Below are 21,227 nucleotides of genomic sequence, written 5' to 3' on the forward strand. Positions count from 1 at the left end.
AGTTGCTGCCAAATATTGCCTTTACGAAGGGCAATAAATTTATACCTATCCCTAATAATTCATAAAGGTTGCCAATAAATTGTCAAAGCTCAGCGTCGGTTTCTGGGATGACAAGCTTGACATTTTAAACGGGAAATGGTCTAAGAACGGGGATGCTTATCTCTTTCAAAACCTGATTTAAGTCCTAACTGAAGTAGGGATACGATCGCACTACGTAGATTTCGGCTTAGTTTTGAAAGAACCCAAACCTGTTCTCGAAGAAAACAGGTTTGGGTAAGCAACCTTGCGATCGCTTCGGTAAAATCCCCTAAGATTCATGGGGGATTCCCGGAAGGGCGTTTGGCATCTATAGCGGTTCTTATTTTTATGCCATACACTCTGACCTCGCCCCTCCCCTTCCCGATTCCGAAAAGGGGACTGGAGAGTTAAACCTGGATTGGACTCAACTTGGCATCACTATAGTTGGGGATGCCAATATAGTCTTGCAGCGCTTTCACCTCCAAAGGAGCTGACTGCAAGGCACGAATCGCTGCCGCAGTAGCTTTAGCACCTGCAATCGTCGTGATCATAGGGATTTTGTAAGTGAGGGCACTGCGACGAATCAAGCGTCCATCTGCCTGCGCTTCTTCCCCAGAAGGTGTGGTGATAATCAGCTGAATCTTGTTGTTTTTGATCGCATCCAGAACGTGAGGACGCCCCTCATGCAGTTTCAGCACCACATCCACCTCTAGCCCATGTTCCCGCAGCACTTTGCGCGTGCCAACGGTGGCGACAATATGAAAGCCCAACTCAATCAAATCTCTGACCACTGGCACCGCCGCCGCCTTGTCCCGGTCGTTCATTGAGACAAACACTGTGCCAGATAAGGGCAACCGCTGTCCCGCTGCTAACGCTGCCTTAGCAAACGCTCTTCCGAAATCCACGTCAATCCCCATCACTTCTCCCGTCGAGCGCATTTCTGGCCCCAGAAGGGTGTCAGCACCGGGGAATTTTTCAAAAGGCAGTACGGCTTCCTTGACGGCAACGTGACGCGGCAGTACCTCCTCTGTCAAGTCGAGGGATTCCAGCGTGGCACCTGCCATAATCCGGGACGCCAGAGCGGCTAGGGGTACTCCAGTCGCTTTGGAGACATAAGGGATGGTGCGCGAGGCTCTGGGGTTGGCTTCTAGAATGTAAACTTGTTCCCCCTGAACGGCAAACTGGATATTCATCAATCCAATCACCTTGAGGGTCTTGGCGAGATCGATAGTCCAGGTACGGATGGTATCCAAGACTGCTTCCGATAGGGAAGTATAGGGCAAGGAACAGGCAGAATCCCCAGAGTGAATGCCCGCTTGTTCGATATGCTCCATGATGCCGCCAATCACGACCTTACCAGTGCGATCGCTGATCGCATCCACATCCACCTCAATCGCATTTTCCAAAAACTTGTCGATCAAGATCGGATGATCGGGTTCCACCAGCACCGCATACATCATGTAGCGCTGCAAATCCTCATCGGAGTAGACAATTTCCATCGCCCGTCCTCCCAATACATAAGAAGGACGTACCACGACAGGGTAGCCAATGCGCTGCGCGACCGCTAAGGCGTCTTCAAAACTCCGAGCAATTCCGTTCGCTGGTTGCTTGATATCAAGTTCCCGCAGGATTTTTTCAAATCGCTCTCGGTCTTCGGCGGTGTCAATCGAATCTGGCGAGGTTCCCCAAATTTTAGCGGTGATTTCGGGGTGGGATTGCAGATATTCCTGCAATGGCAAAGCCAATTTTAGCGGCGTCTGACCCCCAAACTGCACGATAATTCCCTCTGGCTGTTCCGCCTCGATGATGTTGAGAACATCTTCTTTCGTCAGCGGCTCAAAGTAGAGGCGATCGCTCGTATCATAATCGGTGGAAACGGTCTCCGGGTTTGAATTGACCATAATCGTCTCAAACCCTTGCTTGGAGAGAGAATAAGCTGCATGACAGCAACAGTAGTCAAACTCAATCCCCTGCCCAATCCGGTTCGGGCCACCCCCTAAAATCATCACCTTGCGCTTATCTGAGGGCAATACCTCCGATTCTTCTTCGTAAGTCGAGTAGTAATAAGGAGTCAGCGCCTCAAATTCTGCCGCACAGGTATCCACGGTTTTGTAGACGGGCACTACACCCAAATTCTTCCGGTAGTCGCGGACTTCATCTTCGGTCGTTTTGGTGCCGTAGGCAATCTGGCGATCGCTAAAACCTTCCTGCTTGATGTCCCACAACTTTTCTTTTGTCAGGTCTTTCAGCTTGCTTCGCTTCAAGAACTTCTCGGTTTCCAACAGTTGTTGCATCTTATCTAGAAACCACGGATCGATTCCCGTCAGTTCATAGACTTCTTCTACCGTCATCCCCATCAACATGGCATGACGAACGGTGAAAATTCTCTCTGGATGAGGCGTCCGCAGTCCCGAACGAATTTGTTCCAAACTCGGCAATTTCTCGTTCTTGTCGCATCCCCAACCCGCGCGACCCGTTTCCAAGCCTCTTAATGCTTTCTGGAACGACTCGCAGAACGTCCGCCCCATCGCCATCACTTCTCCCACCGACTTCATCTGCGTCGTCAGGATTGCCTGAGAACCCGGAAATTTCTCGAAGGCAAATCGGGGTATTTTCGTCACCACATAGTCAATGGTCGGTTCAAAGGACGCCGGGGTTTTCTTGGTGATATCGTTGGGAATTTCGTCGAGGGTATAGCCTACCGCCAACTTTGCCGCTATCTTCGCAATTGGGAACCCGGTCGCTTTAGAAGCCAGGGCAGAACTGCGAGAAACGCGGGGGTTCATCTCAATGACAATCAGGTCGCCAGTCAGAGGATTAACTGCAAACTGAATATTCGAGCCGCCGGTTTCTACCCCAATCTCGCGAATAATTTTAATCGACGCATCCCGCAACCGCTGGTATTCCTTATCGGTGAGGGTTTGCGCGGGTGCTACGGTAATCGAGTCCCCAGTGTGGATGCCCATCGGGTCAAGGTTCTCAATCGAGCAGATAATCACGACGTTATCTGCCAAATCGCGCATGACTTCTAGTTCGTACTCTTTCCAACCCAACAGCGACTGTTCGATGAGAATTTGCGACACTGGGCTGGCATCCAAACCGCCCTGAGCCATTTCTTCAAATTCTTCCTGGTTGTAGGAAATGCCGCCGCCGGTGCCGCCTAGGGTATAGGCAGGGCGGATAATCAAGGGATAGCTGCCAATTTGGGACGCGATCGCCTTCGCTTCGTCGAGGGTGCTAGCAATCCCCGATGGGCACACGCTTACCCCAATTTTCGCCATCGCTTCCTTAAACAGCAGCCGGTCTTCGGCTTTCTCGATTGCCGGTAGCTTGGCTCCAATTAACTCGACCCCGTACTTTTCCAGTACTCCATTTTTCGCAAGGGTGACGGCTATATTTAGAGCTGTCTGACCTCCCATTGTGGGCAGCAGCGCATCAGGTTGTTCTTTGGCGATTACCTTTTCTACGATTTCTGGTGTCAACGGTTCAATATAGGTGCGATCGGCCGTTTCCGGGTCGGTCATAATGCTGGCTGGATTCGAGTTCACCAGCACGACTTCATATCCTTCCTCCCGGAGCGCCTTACAGGCTTGAGTGCCTGAATAGTCAAACTCGCAGGCTTGTCCAATCACAATTGGACCAGAGCCTAGTAACAGAATTTTGTGGATGTCCTGGCGGCGGGGCATAGTTGTTTGTCCTAGCGTGACTGTTTTAAGTCCAGATTATTTTAAAGGCTTTCTTCCCTGTGCTTGGTAGTGGTTTTTGCCAATTTGCCCAAGATTTGATGAGGAAAGGTTTTTGCAACTTCTTTTGTGTCAACTGGCAAGTGTCTTCTTGGTACAACCAGCTCCCATTGACCGGGCAGTTTGATCGAGGCTATCGATGTTAGAGACCAGGTTATCGCGTCTCTACCGCGATCGCGTCAAATCCGCTCTTCCATTCTGAACTCTTCGGTTCTCATTCCCCTGATGTAAGGAAGCCAAGAAATCCGCCTTTTAGGTTAGTTGACAACTAGTTTCAACAAGCTTAAAATTAATTTCTGGATTTTTCTTTACAACTTAATCAGAACTTTTACAACTTCATAATAAACAAGCAGAGAGAAGATATCTTCCCTCTGCTCAGTTAGTGTTACTCTCTGTCTTAAAGAACCACAGGTTAGGTACTGAAAATTTTAGCAGCCTGCATATCGAGGCTACATCTAGCTTACCTCAACGGGATTCAAGAGGCAGATACTAATTATTCGTAGTCTGGACAAAACCCAAGGTCAAGCTGTCTTTAGCGAGGAAGTGAGCCAGATGATAAGCCCGCTCTTCGGTTTTCAGCAAGATTGTTTCGTACAGATAACGGGTTGCGCGATCGCCCAAACTTTCTGCTTGTCCTGCCTGACGCCGGATTAGCTGAATCATCGCTTGCTCGGCGGCTAAGTCGTGTTCCACCATCTGGCGGCAAGAAAATACCCCTTCATCTTCTGGCGTGAAGCAGCACAGTTCTGCTAACTTGGCAAAGCCAGCTACTGGAACGCCACCCAGCCCATCCAACCGTTCGCCAATATCATGAACGTGTCCCTGCACCTGTTCGTAGCTTTCGCTGAAGAACTCGTGCAGCATATAAAATTCTGAACCTTCGACCACAAAGTGATGCTTTTGATATTGCAAGTACAGCGCCTGAAAACTCGCTAGAGCAATGTTGAAGCCCTCACAAACCGGCGTGGTGATACTGCGATCCAGCAACACCGGATTGTCATAAACCTGACCGAAGGAGCGCAATACACTCTGAGTTTCGGACATCGTTGTATTCTCCTCTCAATAAGCAACGGTTGTTGCTAATGCAGTAAGTGTATCACGCTAACCCAATTTTGGTGTCTCACTATAGTCTGAGCCAGTTTGACCCGATCCGCAGCAAGCGCTAGTTCCTCAGTTGTATCCTTGCCTATTTCTCGCAAGCAATTAAATTTTCAGTTAAGCTAGTTGAGAATTGTTGTCGTTTGAGTTATATGTATTAACTAGGGTGAAATTGTAAAAATTCCCTACGTCAGGGAATTTTCGGAAAGGCTAGCGAGTCCAGGGAAGTTATAGACAATGCTAATTTTTCGCGTCTGTGGGAACGAATGAATCCAATAGAGCCAATTGAGCCACAACCAGAAACCGGCAAGGTTGTTGAGGTGAATCGAGCAGATCGGTGGCAAGTTTATTACCGCTTGCGAGAGTTAGGAATTTCCTGTGGGTGTGCGGTTGACCAGCCCTTGCTGGTTGAGGTCTACAACACGACAGCAGCGATTCAGCTGTGGAGTGTGGTTAGGCAGTTAACGGCATCGCGCGGCGAGTTAGTGAGCCATCTGGAACGCTGCTGGCAGACGAGTAACGATCCAAAAGAAAGTTAAAAGAGGTTGTAAAAAAGCATGAGTAAATTTAAACAAAACAACTCAGAATTCCGCCTTGAGGGATGGTTACTCGGTTTTGTCATCGAAGATGGCTATAAAATCAAATATTTGAGACTCGCAACTTCAGAGGGTGAATGTCAGATCAAGCTTGCCAAAGAAGCTCGGATTTCCCTATTTCGCTCAGGAGTGACACCCGGTACTTGGGTTGAGGTTTTTGGCGAAACCAAGCTTAAGTTAAAAAGTGGAGAAGTCAAACAAAAAGCTTATCTGGTTAAACCGGGTGTTCCTCCCAGCCAAGTTCAGGAAGTTGGACAAGTAGAGGCAATTCAAAAAACGCCTCCACCTGCTAAAAAATTACCTCTACCTTCCGGCGTCAAAGCGACAATTTTGGTGTGTAAAAAGTCCGATTGTTGCAAGTTGGGTGCTAATAAAGTTTGTCAGGCTTTAGAAGAAGGTTTGCGCGATCGCGGCTTGGACGACCAGGTTACGATTAAAGGAACTGGCTGCATGAAGCGTTGCAAATCAGGGCCAAATATCGTTATGCCGGATAAAACCCGCTACACTCGGATTAACGCTACAGAAATCCCTGAAATTATAGATAAACATTTTCCAGATGAGATGGTATCTGAAGAGCTAATTGCACCTCGTTTGGAGTGCGAAACGGCTAGGGTTCGTTAATAATTTTTCGTAATTTATAGATAATACATACCCCCAACTTCTTTTTATCAGGAAGTTGGGGGTATCGTCTATGTGCAGCCTGCCATAATATTAGTACCTGACCAAAGCGAGTAGATAACTATGGCGATCGCTACTGTAACCGAAAGCTGCTCTCTAGAAGACTTTATGACTAACCCCCCCGAACACATGGAGTGGGTGGATGGAAAACTTGTGGAGAAAACGGGAATAACGGTAAAACATAGTATAGTTCAGACTAGGTTAGCTTGGGGCTGGAAAAATTTCATTACCCAATCTGGACAAGGAGGGGAGGTTGCTGTAGAACTTCCCTGTCGGACTTTAAAGCAGGGGAGTCGTCCTGATGTATCCTATCTCACAGCGGAATTGGTAGCGCAGTTTGGTGAGGCAGGAGCTTTACGACAAAGTCCACCGCTGATTTCTGAAATCGCTTCTCCAACGGATTCAGCCGAGGATTTGTTTGCCAAAGCAAGCGAGTATTTAGAATCGGGTTGTTCGGAAGTCTGGCTAGTATTTCCTGAGAGTCGTCGGGTATCGTTAATTACTCAAAGTCAGACATTAGGGTTTAATACTGGTGATGTAGTGAGTACGCAACTTGTACTCAGAGGATTTAGTGTAGCGCTAGATGAATTGTTAGCTTGAAGCTGACAGTTGATAGAGATTTTAAATATTACTAAATGGATAGTAATTTTAGCGCGAGTAGCGTGGCAAGAGCGATCGCCTAAAAGTTACGTGGATTAAGCAAAAACCCACCATCACCGCCTGAAGACGGGCATAGTGGGTAAAGAGAAGGAAATTCTTCAACTCAAGAAAGCGCGATCGCTTTTTTGGCATCGCCGTCCATCTTGACTAAAGCGTAAACTGACCTTGCATTTGACTCAGAGCCTTAGTGCAAGCAGCACAACTGCACCCTAGATGGTCTTTGATAGGATTACTCGGTTGCACAGATGCAGGCACTTGTTGATATTGCACGACAATAACTTGTGCAGTTGGTGCAGACAGCATCATATTTGAAGCTTCAGCGGCTTGTGCTGTATTCGCTAGCAGGAGCATTGATGCCAAAATTATCGGACAAGTAAGCAAAGCAAGAGCAATTCTGTTCATAATTCAAAAGCTGACAGTTTTTGATGGCATTATAGCCAATTAATTGCCCGCTAAGTTTTGCTTAACGGCAACCAAATCCTTAGCTGTGTTAGCTTGGCTTGGCTTGAGGACAAGTAAATGCGATCGCATCAGCGCATAAATATAAGCTAAGTGCGATTGCGCTCATCCATCCATCAAAAATGGCAAGATAGCAGCACCTACAGCATCTGCGTACTCTTCATGTAATCCCAACGAACCGGGAAGCCTGACTGTCTGCACTCCTGAGACATTCGCCATTGCTTCCATTTCTTCCTTTGATTTCGGCGGTGCTTGTTCGCCAATGACTACCATCACGGGTAACGGTAAAGGCTGAAACCAGGCGAGAAAATCGTCTCTATGATTCACCGGATCTAAACCTCCGGTGACAAAGGCGGCGGGAGCAAAACGCGCTCCTGGTTGATGTGCTGTCTGCAACTTTTGTTCGAGCCGGGGAGGAGTCAGCGAGTCAGGTTCAACGTAGACATGGCGACGATACATCAAGCTCATGAAGGATTCTGTGGTGTTTAGCTTGTAGAGAGCTTGTCCTAAAATGGGCGATCGCACTACATTTCTCAGCGTTCCAAACCACCCTTGCTGTTTACCCATCATCGTCGGAAATGGCCCGCGCCAAGTGGGAGCCGCTAAAACAATCCGTGATAAAAGGGGCGGTTGTTGTTGCGCTAGTTGCATCGCATAACCAGCAGCGTGTCCAGCCGCAATGATGGCTATTGGAGTATCAAAAACATTTTTGACAAAATCTTGCAGAAATTGGTGATATAGGGCGGGTTGGTAGTTCAAGGGTAGACGAGGCGATCGCCCAAATCCAGGCCAATCGAGAGCAACGGCTTGAAACTGAGATGATAATAACTCTGCCAGTCCGTGCATTTCCGCGCGTGTAGAAACGGTGCTGAAAGCTGGCAGAAGTAATATAGGAGATCCTTTGCCTAGAGTTTCATAAACTATAGGTAATTCTTGTCCTTCCCAAGCCCAGAGATATTCCTGAACGGTTCCGCCAATTCCGACAGTACTAGGTGCAGAAATCGTTGAAGTTGCCATAAGACACAATCCCTATTTTATTTACTCTAAGCAATCTTTTAACTGCTGTTGAATTTGGGCTTCATTCAAGTTACGCCCAATAAATACCAGTTGATTGCTTTTTTGAGAAGTCCACTTGTCAGTTTTCATCTCAATTCGTTTACCGCACAGTTGAAAGATGTGGCGTAAACTACTCTCCTTAAACCAGAGTAAACCTTTGGCGCGAAAAACGTCTTCGGGAAGTTGTTCGGTTAAAAATTCTTGAAATTTCTCTAAAAGGAGAGGGCGATCGCTTTCAAAAGAAAATGACATGAACCCATCATTTTCTAAGTGGTGGGAATGAGCGTGATGATGATCGTGATAGTGATGATGATGGTGATCATGGCTGGATTCCTCTTTAGCTGGATAAGATTCCGCTTGGGAAACTCCCACATCTAAAATTAATGGCAGAGGAACTTGTCCGTAGGAGGTTCGCAAAACTCTTGCGCCTACTTTCATTGCGCGAATGTAGTCTTCCAACTCCTTGACTTGCGCTTCTGGAACCAAATCGGTTTTGTTTAGCAGAATGATGTCACCGTAGGAAATCTGATTGAGGGCGGCATCACTTTCAAAATGCTCCGGTGTAAACGTTTCCACATCCACCAAAGTCAAGATAGAATCGAGCCGAGTTAGATCGCGCAAATCTGTACTAATGAAGGTCAAGGCAATGGGCAATGGATCGGCAATTCCGGTTGTTTCAACAATTAAATAATCGATGCGATCGCTCCGTTCCAGCACCCGATAAACTGCATCGAGCAATCCATCATTGATAGTGCAACAAATACAGCCATTTGTGAGTTCGATCATATTTTGATCGACAGATATTAAGAGTTGGCTATCGATATTAATATCGCCAAATTCATTAACTAAAACTGCTACCTTTAAGTCTTGACAATTATGCAAAATATGGTTGAGTAGCGTTGTTTTACCACTGCCTAAAAAGCCTGTAACGATCGTGACTGGCATTCCCCGTTTAGGAATATCCGGAATTAGGTTTTGTTTGGGTGCTGTAAGATTGTTCATTGCTCTGTCGGTGTTAATTGAGCGATGCAGACATGGATTCGCACCATGCGGCGTAGCATTTCCAATGAAATGGTAGTTCTCGGAATGCCGGGATAGTTTTAATAATGATAACTATTATCATAAGCGATCGCAGGTAGCGCTTTGTCGGCAAACCCTTCTACCAATCGCTTGCAGGCTATACAGGCGTAGGTTAGAGTAGCGAGTTCTAACCTACAATGCGATCGCGCTTGGCGCTGTCGGTCTTAAATTACCGCAATACAGTCAATTTCTACCAGTACATCCTTGGGGAGACGGGATACTTCCACGCAGGCACGGGCGGGAGCGGTCTCTGCGTCAAAATATTTAGCATAAACTGCGTTAACCGCAGCAAAATCATTCATATCTTTGAGAAAAACGGTGGTTTTCACCACATTTTCAAATTTAGCCCCAGCAGCAGACAGAATCGCTTCTAGATGAGCCATTACCTGTTCTGTTTGCTTGGCTACATCGTCGGTGTAGACAATATCGCCGATTCTGGGATCGATAGCAATTTGACCGGCGACGAAGATCATCTGACCACTGGCAGCGATCGCTTGATTATACGGTCCGACTGGTGCTGGTGCGTTCTCTGTACGAATTACTTTGCGTGTCATTGATATTTGTGTTGGTAACGATGCTTCTTGTTTAGGAGCTATTGTATCGGAGGCTTCCGGCTTGTAGCGTTCTCCATCAGGCATTATCGCACCATCAAGGTCTGCATTCTTGAAGCTTGCTTTATAAATGTTTGCACCTGTCAAGTTTGCCTTCTTCAGATTTGCCCCATCCAGATTTGCCTTGATTAAATTTGATCCTTCGAGACTAGCTCTTTCTAAATTTGCTCCTTGCAAACAAGTTCTTAGAAGGTTTGTCTGTCCTAGGTATACTCCAGGCAAATTCGCATTAGCCAAATTCTCGTATGACAGATCAACTTTCTGAAGATTTATTCCCCTAAGTTTAGCTCCTTGGAAATTTGTATTTTCAACTTTCACGCTCGTTAAGTCGGCCTGAGTTAAGTCGGCTCCAGTTAAGTCTGCCCCACTCAGATTTGCATTATTCAAGTTTGCATTACTTAAGTCAGCACCGCTGAGGTCTGCCCAACTTAGATTTAGTGAAGCACCCTGCACCCGATTCAACTTTGCACCTGTCAAGGCTGCCCTACTAAGATTTGCTTCCCCCAGATGAGCCTTGGTTAGAGTTGCCTTACTTAAGTCGGCTCCAGTCAAATTCGCTCGAAATAGATCTATCTCACTCAGGTCTGCTTCTTTGAGATTTACCCCACTCAGTTGTGCAGAACGAAAATTTCGTTCGCCGTTGGCGTATTTTTCTAGAAGTTCTTCAGCGTTCATTGTTGGTTTAGCGATTGTCGCGCACTTGCATCAGTTTAAGACACCGGGCGAACAGGAAATAACTGGGGCGTTGTTTTGAACCCGCGAAGGTGGATTTTGTCTATGTAGGTGCGATTTCTAATCGCCAGAGCTAATGCAAATTCTAAACGCTCGGATTAATGCAAATTCTAAACGCCGGAGCAAATCTTAATTTCTTTATTTCGCCAACACACCATTCAGGAAAATATCAGCCAACCCTTCTGCCATTTCTTGCATTGCTTTCGGGGAAGCATTTTCTCCTAATAGCGTGTCGTGACTAAAACCGGCAATTGTGAACATCCCTAAGAAAACTTGGGCGACAATTCTTGGATTCATGCGGCGATAGGTGCCTCTATCCATTGCAGTTTGAAAGAAAGCTTCTGCCACATCCGTCATTTTGACAATGACTTCAGCTTGGATGCGATCGCGCAACTCTGGATGAAACTGCGCTTCTGTAAAACAAACCCGCAGCATATCCGCATTTTCACGTAGATTCATCATCCGCCGATGCATCACCTGAGCCACAGCTTTATAGCTGCCCATTTCACTCAATTCCGTTAATAAATCTGTGAGAATTTCTACCCAGCCTTGCGTCGCCACCTCAATCAAGATCGCCTTTTTGTTCGGAAAATGACGAAACAACGTTCCTTCTGCAACCCCCGCTGTTGCGGCAAGATCGCGGGTTGTTGTCCCCTCATATCCCTGGCGGGCAAATAACCGCTGTGCTGCCTGTAAAATTCGGGTGTGGGTATCGTCTTCAGTATGAGCAACTTGCTTAGTTCCCCCTACTGTTTTCCGGTTAAAAATTCCCATATTAAGAAATAAATGGATGGATTACCACTAACACCCTAATGCAATTGTGCTATAGGCGAGTAATCAATCACCCAAACCTTCACAGATTGTTAACACCACACAATCCACGTTAGAGTCAATATCTTGGAATTAGCGCTGCTTAATCTTTAGTATTGTATGAGTCAGTTTTGTCGATTCCTGTGTGTGTCAATCCCAACGACAGCACAACCGTTACGGGAAAGTTTGAACCCCAGCCCTCAACCGTCAAGACAGCGTCAGTGGCAAAGCATTCTGGCTTTTCTGCTCGCGCTGCTGCTGGGGTGGGGTATGCAGCCAAATGTGGCGTTAGCTCGTACCCAGACGCTTGAAAAGGCGGATGGGACTGCCACAACCCAATCGATTCAGCCCTATTTAGACCGGGTGATTCAGCGGGTGACAGAGTTTCGCTTAGAGAATGGTCTCAAGTTTATTGTATTGGAACGGCACCAAGCGCCAGTTGTGTCGTTTTACACCTATGCCGATGTGGGCGGTGCCAACGAACCCAATGGTCAAACAGGCGTTGCTCACTTTCTAGAGCATTTAGCTTTTAAGGGAACCACCCGCATTGGCACGCAGGACTATAAGGCAGAAAAGCCACTTTTAGACCGCTTAGACCAGTTAGCCGAACAAATTGAGGCAGCAAAAGCGGCAAAGAAACCGGCAGAAGTGACAAAGTTGCAGGCAGAATTTAACAAGGTTGAAGCCGAAGCAGCGAAATATGTCAAGCAAAATGAACTGGGTCAAATTGTCGAACAAGCGGGAGGCGTCGGTCTAAACGCGGCAACCTCTACAGATTCCACGGTCTATTTCTACAGCTTTCCTTCCAACAAATTAGAGCTGTGGATGTCGCTGGAGTCAGAGCGGTTTTTAGACCCAGTGTTTCGAGAATTTTATAAAGAGAAAGAAGTCATCCTGGAAGAGCGACGGTTGCGAACTGATAACTCGCCCATCGGTCAAATGATTGAGGCTTTTCTCGATGCGGCTTTCAAAGTGCATCCCTATAAGCGTCCAGTGATTGGCTACGACCAGGACATCCGCAATCTTACCCGCGAAAATGTGCAGGAGTTTTTTGACACGCACTACGTCCCCAGCAAGTTAACCATTGCGGTCGTTGGGGATGTTAACCCAGTGGAAGTGAAACGGCTGGCTCAAGTTTATTTTGGACGTTACAAAGCGAGACCTGCGACGGAGGAGCAATTACCGACGGAACCCAAGCAAACGGAAGCGCAGGATGTCACCTTGCGGCTGCAATCCCAACCTTGGTATCTAGAAGGCTATCACCGCCCAGCGATGAATCATCCGGATCATGCAATTTATGAACTGATCGGTCGATTGTTGAGCGATGGTCGGACTTCTCGCCTCTACAAGTCTTTAGTAGAAGAGCAGCAAGTCGCTCTGAATGCGGAAGGTTTTAGTGGCTTTCCGGGAGATAAGTATCCGAATTTGATGCTGTTCTATGCGCTGACAGCTCCCGGTCATACAGTGGATGAAGTGGCAGCGTCTTTGAGCAAGGAAATTGAGCGGCTGAAGACGGAACCCGTAGCGGCGATGGATTTGGATCGGGTGAAGACTCAAGCAAGAGCTGATTTATTGCGATCGCTCGATTCCAATATGGGCATGGCGATGTCGCTGGTGGACTATGAAGTGAAAACCGGCTCATGGCGGAACCTGTTTAAGCAACTAGATGCGATCGCTACCGTGACACCCGCAGAAATTCAGCGCGTGGCGAAAGAAACTTTCCAGCCACAAAACCGGACAATTGGGCGAATTCTGCCTAAACAGGACTGAGGACTGAGAGGAAGAAGAAGGAAGAGGAATGAGTATGCAGTGGTTTAGGCAGAATTTGCGGAAGAAGGGCAAAGGAAAACAAAGGAAAAATTATTTTCTGTTTCTTTTGACTTTCTCTTTTTTACTTTTGACATTTTTGATGCCAGCGGTAGCGGATACAGCACGGCATTATACGGAGTTGAAGTTTCCGCCGTTGCCGGAAATTCAGGTACCGCCGTACACGCGCTATCAGATGGACAATGGGATGATTGTGTATCTGATGGAAGATCACGAACTTCCCCTCGTGAGTGGCACGGCGATGATTCGCACCGGCGGTCGTCTGGAACCAGAAAACGAGGTAGGTTTGGCTACGTTGGTTGGGGAAGTCCTGCGGACTGGCGGAACCGCGAAGCACTCCAGCGATGAACTAAACCAATTGTTGGAACAACGCGCCGCTTCGGTAGAGAGCAGTATTGTTAGCACTGCGGGTAGTGCTGACTTTACGACGCTCTCTGAAGACTTGAAGGACGTATTTAGTTTGTTTGCTGAGGTAATCCAAGAGCCGATTTTTGCACAGGAAAAGCTAGATTTAGCCAAGACGCAACAGCGCGGTGAAATTGCGCGGCGGAATGACGACCCAGGTGGTATTGCTTCCCGCGAATTTGAGAAATTAGTCTATGGCAACAATAGCCCCTATGCTCGCACCGTAGAATATGCAACCTTAGACAACATTTCCCGCGATGACTTAATCAGTTTCTACCAGAAATATTTTCATCCGAAGAATATGATTCTGGGCATCGTGGGGGATTTTGATAGTAAGGCGATGCGTCAGATGATCCAGGAAAAGTTTGGGAACTGGAAGCCAAAAGGCACAGCGCAAACTCCACCGATACCAGGAGCGGAACAGGCAAAGCGAGGAGGGGTTTTTCTGGTAAATCAGCCGCAGCTGACGCAGAGTAATATTGTCATGGGTCATCTGGGCGGTCAATTGAACAGTCCTGACTATGCGGCTCTGTCAGTATTAAATGGAGTGTTAAACGGTTTTGGCGGACGGTTGTTTAACGAAGTGCGATCGCGCCAAGGTCTCGCTTACACGGTGTACGGTTATTGGGGCGCTCAATATGACTACCCAGGCGTATTCCTTGCTGGGGGACAAACTCGTTCAGATGCGACTGTACCCTTCATTAAGGGCGTTTTATCGGAAATCGAGCGCATCCGCACCAATCCAGTGACGCCAGCAGAACTTTCCTACGCCAAGGAATCGGAACTCAATTCTTTTGTTTTTAAGTTCCAAGATCCCAGCCAAACTCTGTCGCGATTGATGCGATATGAATATTACGGCTACCCGAAGGATTTTATCTTTCGTTACCAGCGCGACGTGGAAGCAACCACGATTGAGGATATTCAACGGGTTGCTGAAAAATATCTCCAGCCAGAGAACATTGTTACGCTGGTGGTTGGAAATGCTGCTGCAATTCAGCCGCCTCTAACCAGCATCACGCCCAATGTTACGTCGATAGATATTGCGATTCCAGGAGCATCAAAAAATAGTTAGTCCTTAGTCCTTAGTTATTGGCAACAGACTAATGACTAATGATTAAATGCTTATTTGTCACAGGTCAGGAATCATTAGTTAAATGACTCTTGACCTGTGATTTTAATTTGATTGCATCTGAGCATCTAAGGCTTTAGAGATGCGATCGCGTGTTTCTTGCAGGTGGGCTTTGGTATATTCATCTAAGTTCCCACTCCGGTGCCTAAGGCTACCGTTGATGTCTTCGCGCAATTGGCGCAATTTCGACCAGGCAAGCGTTCGGGCGTCTTCGGGCACGTCCTCAGTCCGCAACACCATGCCGATTAGTATTTGCAAATGTTCTCGCTGCAAAGCCCGACGAAAGCTGGATATCTTCACCGACTTGCTATCTGCTGGCTGCAACTCACTCCAAAGGTCACTGTGCAAGGTATTAAATAGTTCTGGTAGCGTCAGCGCTTGATTTGGCTGACTCTTCAGTTCCAAGTCGCGCAGACGGTTGAGGCGATCGCCCGATAGCACTTCTCTCAAAACAATGCTTTGCGGGAAGAAGATGCTGTCGTGAACCGGAAAATCAAGGCGATTAATTGCAATATTATTGCTCCAATCCATCCAGCGCGAGGGTGCTAACTTATTGAGTAGATCCGGCGGGAAATTAAAAGCGTCTTCTGCAAAGACATACTTTTGCAATGCTGCCAAGGCTTCTCGCTGCTTGGCGACTGGCACAGGTTCAAAGGGTAAGCGTCCGTTGCGGTTTCCGGGGCGATCGCGGTAGAACGATTGTCCGCCAATATATTTAGTAATCAAGAACACGTTTTGCAAATAGTGCATGAACGCGGTGTTAAAGCGATCGCTAACTTCGCTGTAACTTTCGCCGGTGCCGGGATACCCTTTATTGAGACGATCCCATAGCTGGCGGTCAATATCCAGTTGCGATCGCGCGTAGCCTAGCGGATCGAGACTCATGTCATATTGGTTCACGGTAGGATCGAGGTCAAAGCTGTCCTCATCGGAGGCATAAGCTAATTCCGGCTGACTAGATTTCTTGGCAATCTCATCCAGAAACCGCTGTTCGGCGATGGGAATTACCCCGCCACTGGGTTTGTAACCATACTCAATCGCCCACTCGTCATAAGCACCCACCTTGCTGGTATAGTAATCTCCTTGCTTGACGCCTTGGGGTGCCAAGTTGGGTGGCAGATAGTCCATGACGGAACTCACCATTCCCTTGGCGCGGGTGATGTCGGTATTATTTAATTCCTCTGGGGTGAGGAGGGTACTGCCACGGAAGTTGTGTCTTAAGCCTAGAGTGTGTCCGACTTCGTGAGCAATGAGCAATCGCACAAATTGATGAATATACTCTTTCATGCGATCGCTTCTGGGACTAACGTTCTGCAATAGTGATAGCGACAACGACCCAACTGCCATCTGATTGGCAAATTGCATTCCCTCGCACCGATGGTTATGACCATCCTGTTCTAATAACGAAGGTTTTACCTGTCTGTTGGCACCACCCCGCGCTGCACCTTGTTTAGACGAGTGAGAAGGCAAGAAGCCACGGTGACAAATACTGCTGTTCCCCTTCTGGTTCGGTTCGATCAGGTGGTGATATTCCTGCTTGAACGAATTGACAAAGTCAGCGTCCACGATAATGTCAGCATCCAAGATTTCCCCAGTCAACGGGTTAACCCGCGACGGTCCTAATGCAAATGCGGCATCCAAAGAATTGAACCAGCGAATCGTGTTGTAGCGCACATCAGCCGGGTCCCAAGTCGCATTTTCTGGCATCTGCTGCACTGCGATCGCATCCTTGAATCCCGCCTTCTCAAACGCGGCGTTCCACATCAAAACGCCCTCGCGGATAGCGTCGCGGTACTCAACCGGGACAGTATTTTCAATCCAGAAGACAATTGGTTTTTTGGGTAGCGACAGGGAAGCTGCGGGATCTTGCTTTTCTAGATTCCAGCGCTGGATGTAGCGCACAAACGGATCTTTGCCACTCTTACTCGAAAAATCCTTGTAAACCGTCGTGAAATAGCCAACCCGTTCGTCGGCAAGACGCGGGATATAGCCGTTGTTTTCCGGTAGCTGGGAGAGGCTGTAATGTACCTTGAGGGAAAGGGCGCGACTGTCCGGCAGCGTCGGCAGGTACGCCCCATCATCTCCACTAGGGTTGGAGAAGCCGTAAATCGACTCAATTTCCATGTTTAGGGGGAAAGCTTTGGCAGCGCCGAAGTAGGTTTTGTCTTCTTCTAGCTGGTAGGAAGCCTCCAAAGCAGTTTTTAAATACGAACTTAATCCCGGTAAATCGCTGAGTAGCAGGTTCCCCAAATCGACGAGAATGGTTTGGCGTTGCGGATGAATCCTGATGATTTTTAGGGAACTGAGAACGGAGTCTGAAAAGCCTCGTTCTAGCGATCGCTGTTCTGGATTGCCGGGACTAGTGCGGAAGTTCACGTTGCGGACGGCAAAGTGCAAATTGTTGTTGACCCGGCGGAAGTAGAAAAGCATATCTTGCAGCGGCATTCCGCTGTAAAGACCTCGTTCGCCAATCCCCGATTCTAAGGTAATGGTGGCAAGGTAGTTTTTATTGAGCTGTTCGGGTTTAATTTCTAGATATATTGTGCCGGTTTGTTTGTTTCGATAAAGGGTAAATAATCCTTCCAATTTTTGAGTATTTTTAACCGTATCGTCGAAGGATTGAAAATCCGAATTTTCTATATTTATATCTTTAGCTAAAACTGGAGGATGTACCGCTGGCTTCTGGGCGTTCGTGATGGCTGCTTTAACTGAAGAAACATTTGCAAATAATAATCCCAGAAGACAACACACGTAGAATGGCGATTTTTTCATTTTGTCTTTAAACTGATTGACGATTACTGATTCAAGTTAAAACAATGATGGGGTTGGTGCTTTATAGACACCATCTAAGCCGGACTGAAGACAGCACATAAATCCTTTGTCTTTTTAATAAAACCTAGAGAGCTATGTTGCACGCTAAAGTTGAACGTCGTTTGCAACGCCATCTTTGAATGCATCAGCGGCTCCCTGTTTAAGATTCCCGCTTTGGAGTCTAAAAATACTATGCGCCAGCCAAAAAACCAAAAAAGTTTATATTTAATAGCGGATGGCTGTTTCCCCTGGATTTAACCTCTCCTCCAACCCTTTCAAGTTGCACCATTTATCGTCGATGGTGGATTCACTTCGATTCCAACTGGGCATTTAAGGCTTTGTTAATGCGATCGCGTGTTTCCAGAAGATGCGCTTTGGTATAGGTGTCGAGGTTCTTCTGCTTCGATGCACTATCCAGCGATTTCCGCAGTTGTTGCAGTTCGTACCATGCTAGGGTTCGGGCATCTTCCGGTACCGATTCAGTCCGCAACACCATCCCCAGCATGATTTCCAGATGTTCGCGTTGCAAGGAACGGCGGAGGCTGGAAATATTCGCGGGTTTGCGATCGGATTGCTGTACCTCTGTCCAAATGCTATTTTGCAAGGTGTCGAAGAGTTCCGGTAGCGTCAGCGCTTCTCCTGGTTTTGTTTTCAGTTCAATGTCGCGCAGACGATTTAGGCGATCTTCGGATAGAAGCGATCGCAATACGCGACGTTGCTGCAACAGTAGGTTTTCGTGAATGGGATAATCTAGTCGGAAAATCGGGATCGGATTTCCCCAGTGTCTCCAGCGCGACGGTGCTAACTGATTGAGTAATTCCGGCGGAAAATCAAAAGCGTCTGCGGCAAATACATATTTTCCTATTTTTGTCAATGCATCGCGCTGTTTTTCTAGCGGCACGGGTTCAAACGGCAAACGCCCGTTGGGATCTCCGGCATGGTTGCGGCTAAATGACTGCCCACCAATGTATTGACTCATCAAATTAGCGTTACTGAAGTAGTAACTTAGTATCGTGTTAAACAACACGCGCATTTCTTCATAGCTATCGCCCTGCAACGGGTAACGCTTATCCAAACGCCCCCACATCATCCGGGCGTTGTCCATCTGCGACTGTGAGTAGCGCAGCACATCGCCACTCAAATCCCAAAGACTGGCACCCGGATCGAGATCCAAGATGTCTTCATCCGTTGCATAGGCGTATTCTGATTCGGGCGATTTGGAGGCAATTTGCTCTAAAAATCGCTTCTCAGCTACAAAATTTGTTGCCCCACTCGGTTTATAACCGTACTCAATCGCCCATTTGTCATAAGGGCCAACAACGCCTGGATAATACTCTCCTTGCTTCACGCCTTCGGGTGCCAAGTTGACGGGAACGTAATCCATCACCGAACTCACCATTCCTTTGATGCGCGTGATGTCGGTGTTGTTCAATTCTTCTGGCTTTAGCAGCGTGCTACCGTGGAAGTTGTGCCGCAACCCTAAAGTATGTCCAATTTCGTGGGAAATCAGGTGGCGGATATACTGATGCACAAATTCTTTCATTTCGTTGCTGCTAGGCAAGACATTGTGAACCAGCGATAATGCGATCGCGCCCATCGCCGATTGAGTAGCCGCTTCCATGCCATAGCAGAGATCGTGATCTTGGAGGAGTTGCGAGAAATCGGGGGTAGATGATTGAGAATTTCTCTCTCCCTCTCTCTCCAATCCGTTGCAGAGATTGGGATTCTCCGCAATTTGGGAAAATAACCCGGTTCCCGACGGCTGGCTTGACTCGACAAGGGTGCGATATCGCTGCTTAATCGATTGCACCATGTTGGCATCTACAATGATGTCGGCGTCTAAGATTTCGCCAGTCAGCGGATTGACACGCGATGGTCCTCTGGCAGAATATCCATCCAAAGAATTGATCCAACGGATGGTGTTGTAGCGGACATCACCGGGACTCCAGGTGGCATTATCCGGCATTTGCCGCACTTCAATCGCATCTTTAAATCCCGCCTTCTCAAAAGCTTTGTTCCACATCAGAACGCCTTCGCGGATGGCGTCGCGGTACTCAACCGGGACAGTGTTCTCAATCCAGAAGACAATTGGTTTCTTGGGTGGTGACAGAGATGCTTTCGGATCTTGCTTTTCCAAGTGCCAACGATGAATATAACGAACGAAAGGTTCTCTGCGGTTGTCGTTGGAGAAGTCCTTGTAGGCGGTGATAAAGTAGCCAATTCGGTCGTCAGCGAGACGCGGAATATAGCCGTTGTTTTCCGGTAACTGGGATAAACTGTAATGTACTTTGAGGCTGAGGGCCCTGCTATCGGGCAAAGTCGCTAAATTTGCGTCCTCGCTACTCGTCGATGAGAAACCGTAAACCGAGGAAATTTCGATATTGAGGGGAAAGGCTTTGGCGGTGTCGAAATACGACTTGCTACTGTCGAGGCGGTAGGAAGTATCCAAAAACGTTTTTAACATCGAGGTTAACCCAGGCAAATCGGTGAGGAGTAAGTCCCCCATATCGATAAGCAGGGTTTTGCGTTGCGGATGAGTCGCTTTGATGTCCAGCGAGTAGAGGACAGAGTCGCTAAACGCCCGGTTGAGCGATCGCTCTTGCGGCTCCCCAGAGCGCGTGCGAAAGTTAACATTGCGAACCACAAAGTGTAAATTCTCGTTCACGCGACGAAAATAAAACAGGAAATCATTTAGGGGAACTCCGCTATAAATCCCGCGTTCTCCAATCCCCGATTCCATCGTCACGGTGCCGAGGAAGTTTTTATTGAGCTGTTCGGGCTTGATTTCTAAATAAATTTTGCCCGTCTTCTTGTTGCGGTAGAGGGTAAACAACCCTTCCACCTTCTCCGTATTTTTAACGATTTCATCAAAGCCAGACTTTTTAGTAGCTTTACCCGCGTCACCCGCGTCTGCCATCTGAAGCGCTGCCTGGTTGGTATCTTTCAGCAGCCCCAATATCGGTTGTAGCGGCACCGTACTGCCATCTTCATGCTGTTTTTTAGTATCTTTGACCATCCACGCAAAAGGCTGTTGCTCTGGCTGATTTTGGCTGTCTTTGATGACCCATACGTGAGAATACGGAGACGTGACAGAGGTAGGAATTTCGAGTGCTGACCCCTCTTCACTTTTTTGAGGCAACTTATTTGCGCTGCCCCGATCGAGAGGAATCTGTTGCAATTTATTAGTAAAACGGTCTGACTTCTGGCTTCCAGATAGCTGCTTCTTGGTAACAGCAGCCTCAAGCGATCGCATCTGTTGGCGACCGCCCAACCTTTCCACCGCTTTTAGAGGCACCAGCGCCTGCGCTGCTACTTGTAGCTCTATCCCGAACAACACTCCTTGTAGAACCAATAGATAGAACGGCAATTTTTTCATTTTGTTCAGCATCCGAATGACCATTCCTACTTCATCAAATCTTTAAAAAGTATTTCAGTATATTTACTGGAGCTTTACTCTAATTTTAGAGAATTGGGATTATGATACTTACGTGAAAGTCCTTAAGTATTTCTTTGC

15 protein-coding genes are annotated in these 21,227 nt (G+C 47.5%); 5 read left to right on the forward strand and 10 right to left on the reverse strand.

Going from position 1 to position 21,227, the window contains the following annotated elements:
• Positions 1-425 precede the first annotated feature (425 nt).
• Positions 426-3,704 (reverse strand): carbamoyl-phosphate synthase large subunit, encoded by a 3,279-nt coding sequence (carB, locus tag NDA03_RS13285; protein WP_190529335.1) that lies wholly within the window; start codon positions 3,702-3,704, stop codon positions 426-428.
• 546 nt (positions 3,705-4,250) lie between these two features.
• The gene (locus NDA03_RS13290; RefSeq protein ID WP_190415157.1) at positions 4,251-4,805 is read right to left on the reverse strand and encodes a Dps family protein; all 555 of its coding nucleotides are present in this window, start codon (positions 4,803-4,805) and stop codon (positions 4,251-4,253) included.
• 320 nt (positions 4,806-5,125) lie between these two features.
• Here NDA03_RS13290 and NDA03_RS13295 point away from each other — a divergent pair, with 320 nt between their 5' ends.
• The 3 genes from NDA03_RS13295 (at position 5,126) to NDA03_RS13305 (ending at position 6,733) form a co-directional block, all read left to right on the forward strand.
• Positions 5,126-5,398 carry an Asr1405/Asl0597 family protein gene (locus NDA03_RS13295; protein WP_190415158.1) on the forward strand — a complete coding sequence of 91 codons (273 nt, stop codon included), beginning with the start codon at positions 5,126-5,128 and terminating at the stop codon, positions 5,396-5,398.
• An 18-nt stretch (positions 5,399-5,416) separates the two neighbouring features.
• Positions 5,417-6,076, forward strand: a complete 660-nt coding sequence (locus NDA03_RS13300; RefSeq protein WP_348238249.1) for a (2Fe-2S) ferredoxin domain-containing protein — start codon at positions 5,417-5,419, stop codon at positions 6,074-6,076.
• Positions 6,077-6,196: 120 nt separating this feature from the next.
• Positions 6,197-6,733: a Uma2 family endonuclease gene (locus tag NDA03_RS13305; protein ID WP_348238250.1), complete on the forward strand. Its 537-nt coding sequence runs from the start codon at positions 6,197-6,199 to the stop codon at positions 6,731-6,733.
• Positions 6,734-6,781: 48 nt separating this feature from the next.
• Here NDA03_RS13305 and NDA03_RS13310 read toward each other — a convergent pair whose 3' ends face one another.
• The 6 genes from NDA03_RS13310 to NDA03_RS13335 all read right to left on the reverse strand — a co-directional run bounded on the left by NDA03_RS13310 (position 6,782) and on the right by NDA03_RS13335 (position 11,505).
• Positions 6,782-6,925 (reverse strand): hypothetical protein, encoded by a 144-nt coding sequence (locus NDA03_RS13310; protein ID WP_190429615.1) that lies wholly within the window; start codon positions 6,923-6,925, stop codon positions 6,782-6,784.
• A gap of 15 nt (positions 6,926-6,940) precedes the next feature.
• Positions 6,941-7,195: a hypothetical protein gene (locus tag NDA03_RS13315; RefSeq protein WP_190415162.1), complete on the reverse strand. Its 255-nt coding sequence runs from the start codon at positions 7,193-7,195 to the stop codon at positions 6,941-6,943.
• 162 nt (positions 7,196-7,357) lie between these two features.
• Entirely contained in the window at positions 7,358-8,269 is a 912-nt protein-coding gene (locus tag NDA03_RS13320; RefSeq protein WP_348238251.1) for an alpha/beta hydrolase, read from the reverse strand.
• Between the two features lie 21 nt (positions 8,270-8,290).
• Positions 8,291-9,310: a GTP-binding protein gene (locus tag NDA03_RS13325; protein WP_348238252.1), complete on the reverse strand. Its 1,020-nt coding sequence runs from the start codon at positions 9,308-9,310 to the stop codon at positions 8,291-8,293.
• Between the two features lie 242 nt (positions 9,311-9,552).
• Positions 9,553-10,674: a Rid family detoxifying hydrolase gene (locus NDA03_RS13330; protein WP_190433739.1), complete on the reverse strand. Its 1,122-nt coding sequence runs from the start codon at positions 10,672-10,674 to the stop codon at positions 9,553-9,555.
• Positions 10,675-10,869: 195 nt separating this feature from the next.
• Positions 10,870-11,505 (reverse strand): TetR/AcrR family transcriptional regulator, encoded by a 636-nt coding sequence (locus NDA03_RS13335; RefSeq protein ID WP_190433741.1) that lies wholly within the window; start codon positions 11,503-11,505, stop codon positions 10,870-10,872.
• Positions 11,506-11,727: 222 nt separating this feature from the next.
• Between NDA03_RS13335 and NDA03_RS13340 the strand changes: the two genes are divergently transcribed.
• Both NDA03_RS13340 and NDA03_RS13345 read left to right on the forward strand, forming a co-directional pair.
• The gene (locus tag NDA03_RS13340; protein WP_348238299.1) at positions 11,728-13,311 is read left to right on the forward strand and encodes a pitrilysin family protein; all 1,584 of its coding nucleotides are present in this window, start codon (positions 11,728-11,730) and stop codon (positions 13,309-13,311) included.
• Positions 13,312-13,339: 28 nt separating this feature from the next.
• Complete coding sequence (locus tag NDA03_RS13345; RefSeq protein ID WP_348238253.1) at positions 13,340-14,845, forward strand: pitrilysin family protein; 1,506 nt, start codon at positions 13,340-13,342, stop codon at positions 14,843-14,845.
• A 102-nt stretch (positions 14,846-14,947) separates the two neighbouring features.
• Here the strand turns inward: NDA03_RS13345 and NDA03_RS13350 are convergent, their stop codons facing one another.
• Entirely contained in the window at positions 14,948-17,674 is a 2,727-nt protein-coding gene (locus NDA03_RS13350; protein ID WP_348238254.1) for a zinc-dependent metalloprotease, read from the reverse strand.
• Positions 17,675-18,020: 346 nt separating this feature from the next.
• On the reverse strand, positions 18,021-21,089 hold the full coding sequence (locus NDA03_RS13355; RefSeq protein WP_348238255.1) for a zinc-dependent metalloprotease: 3,069 nt from the start codon (positions 21,087-21,089) through the stop codon (positions 18,021-18,023).
• Positions 21,090-21,227: the final 138 nt, after the last annotated feature.

The sequence above is a fragment of the Trichocoleus sp. Lan genome (assembly GCF_039961855.1).
Lineage (GTDB): Bacteria > Cyanobacteriota > Cyanobacteriia > Cyanobacteriales > FACHB-T130 > FACHB-T130.

Bases quoted from the DNA above. Each gene is read 5' to 3' on its own strand.
- carB (WP_190529335.1), bottom strand. From the start codon at position 3,704: ATGCCCCGCCGCCAGGACATCCACAAAATTCTGTTACTAGGCTCTGGT.
- NDA03_RS13290 (WP_190415157.1), bottom strand. From the start codon at position 4,805: ATGTCCGAAACTCAGAGTGTATTGCGCTCCTTCGGTCAGGTTTATGAC.
- NDA03_RS13295 (WP_190415158.1), top strand. From the start codon at position 5,126: ATGAATCCAATAGAGCCAATTGAGCCACAACCAGAAACCGGCAAGGTT.
- NDA03_RS13300 (WP_348238249.1), top strand. From the start codon at position 5,417: ATGAGTAAATTTAAACAAAACAACTCAGAATTCCGCCTTGAGGGATGG.
- NDA03_RS13305 (WP_348238250.1), top strand. From the start codon at position 6,197: ATGGCGATCGCTACTGTAACCGAAAGCTGCTCTCTAGAAGACTTTATG.
- NDA03_RS13310 (WP_190429615.1), bottom strand. From the start codon at position 6,925: ATGCCAAAAAAGCGATCGCGCTTTCTTGAGTTGAAGAATTTCCTTCTC.
- NDA03_RS13315 (WP_190415162.1), bottom strand. From the start codon at position 7,195: ATGAACAGAATTGCTCTTGCTTTGCTTACTTGTCCGATAATTTTGGCA.
- NDA03_RS13320 (WP_348238251.1), bottom strand. From the start codon at position 8,269: ATGGCAACTTCAACGATTTCTGCACCTAGTACTGTCGGAATTGGCGGA.
- NDA03_RS13325 (WP_348238252.1), bottom strand. From the start codon at position 9,310: ATGAACAATCTTACAGCACCCAAACAAAACCTAATTCCGGATATTCCT.
- NDA03_RS13330 (WP_190433739.1), bottom strand. From the start codon at position 10,674: ATGAACGCTGAAGAACTTCTAGAAAAATACGCCAACGGCGAACGAAAT.
- NDA03_RS13335 (WP_190433741.1), bottom strand. From the start codon at position 11,505: ATGGGAATTTTTAACCGGAAAACAGTAGGGGGAACTAAGCAAGTTGCT.
- NDA03_RS13345 (WP_348238253.1), top strand. From the start codon at position 13,340: ATGAGTATGCAGTGGTTTAGGCAGAATTTGCGGAAGAAGGGCAAAGGA.
- NDA03_RS13350 (WP_348238254.1), bottom strand. From the start codon at position 17,674: ATGAAAAAATCGCCATTCTACGTGTGTTGTCTTCTGGGATTATTATTT.
- NDA03_RS13355 (WP_348238255.1), bottom strand. From the start codon at position 21,089: ATGAAAAAATTGCCGTTCTATCTATTGGTTCTACAAGGAGTGTTGTTC.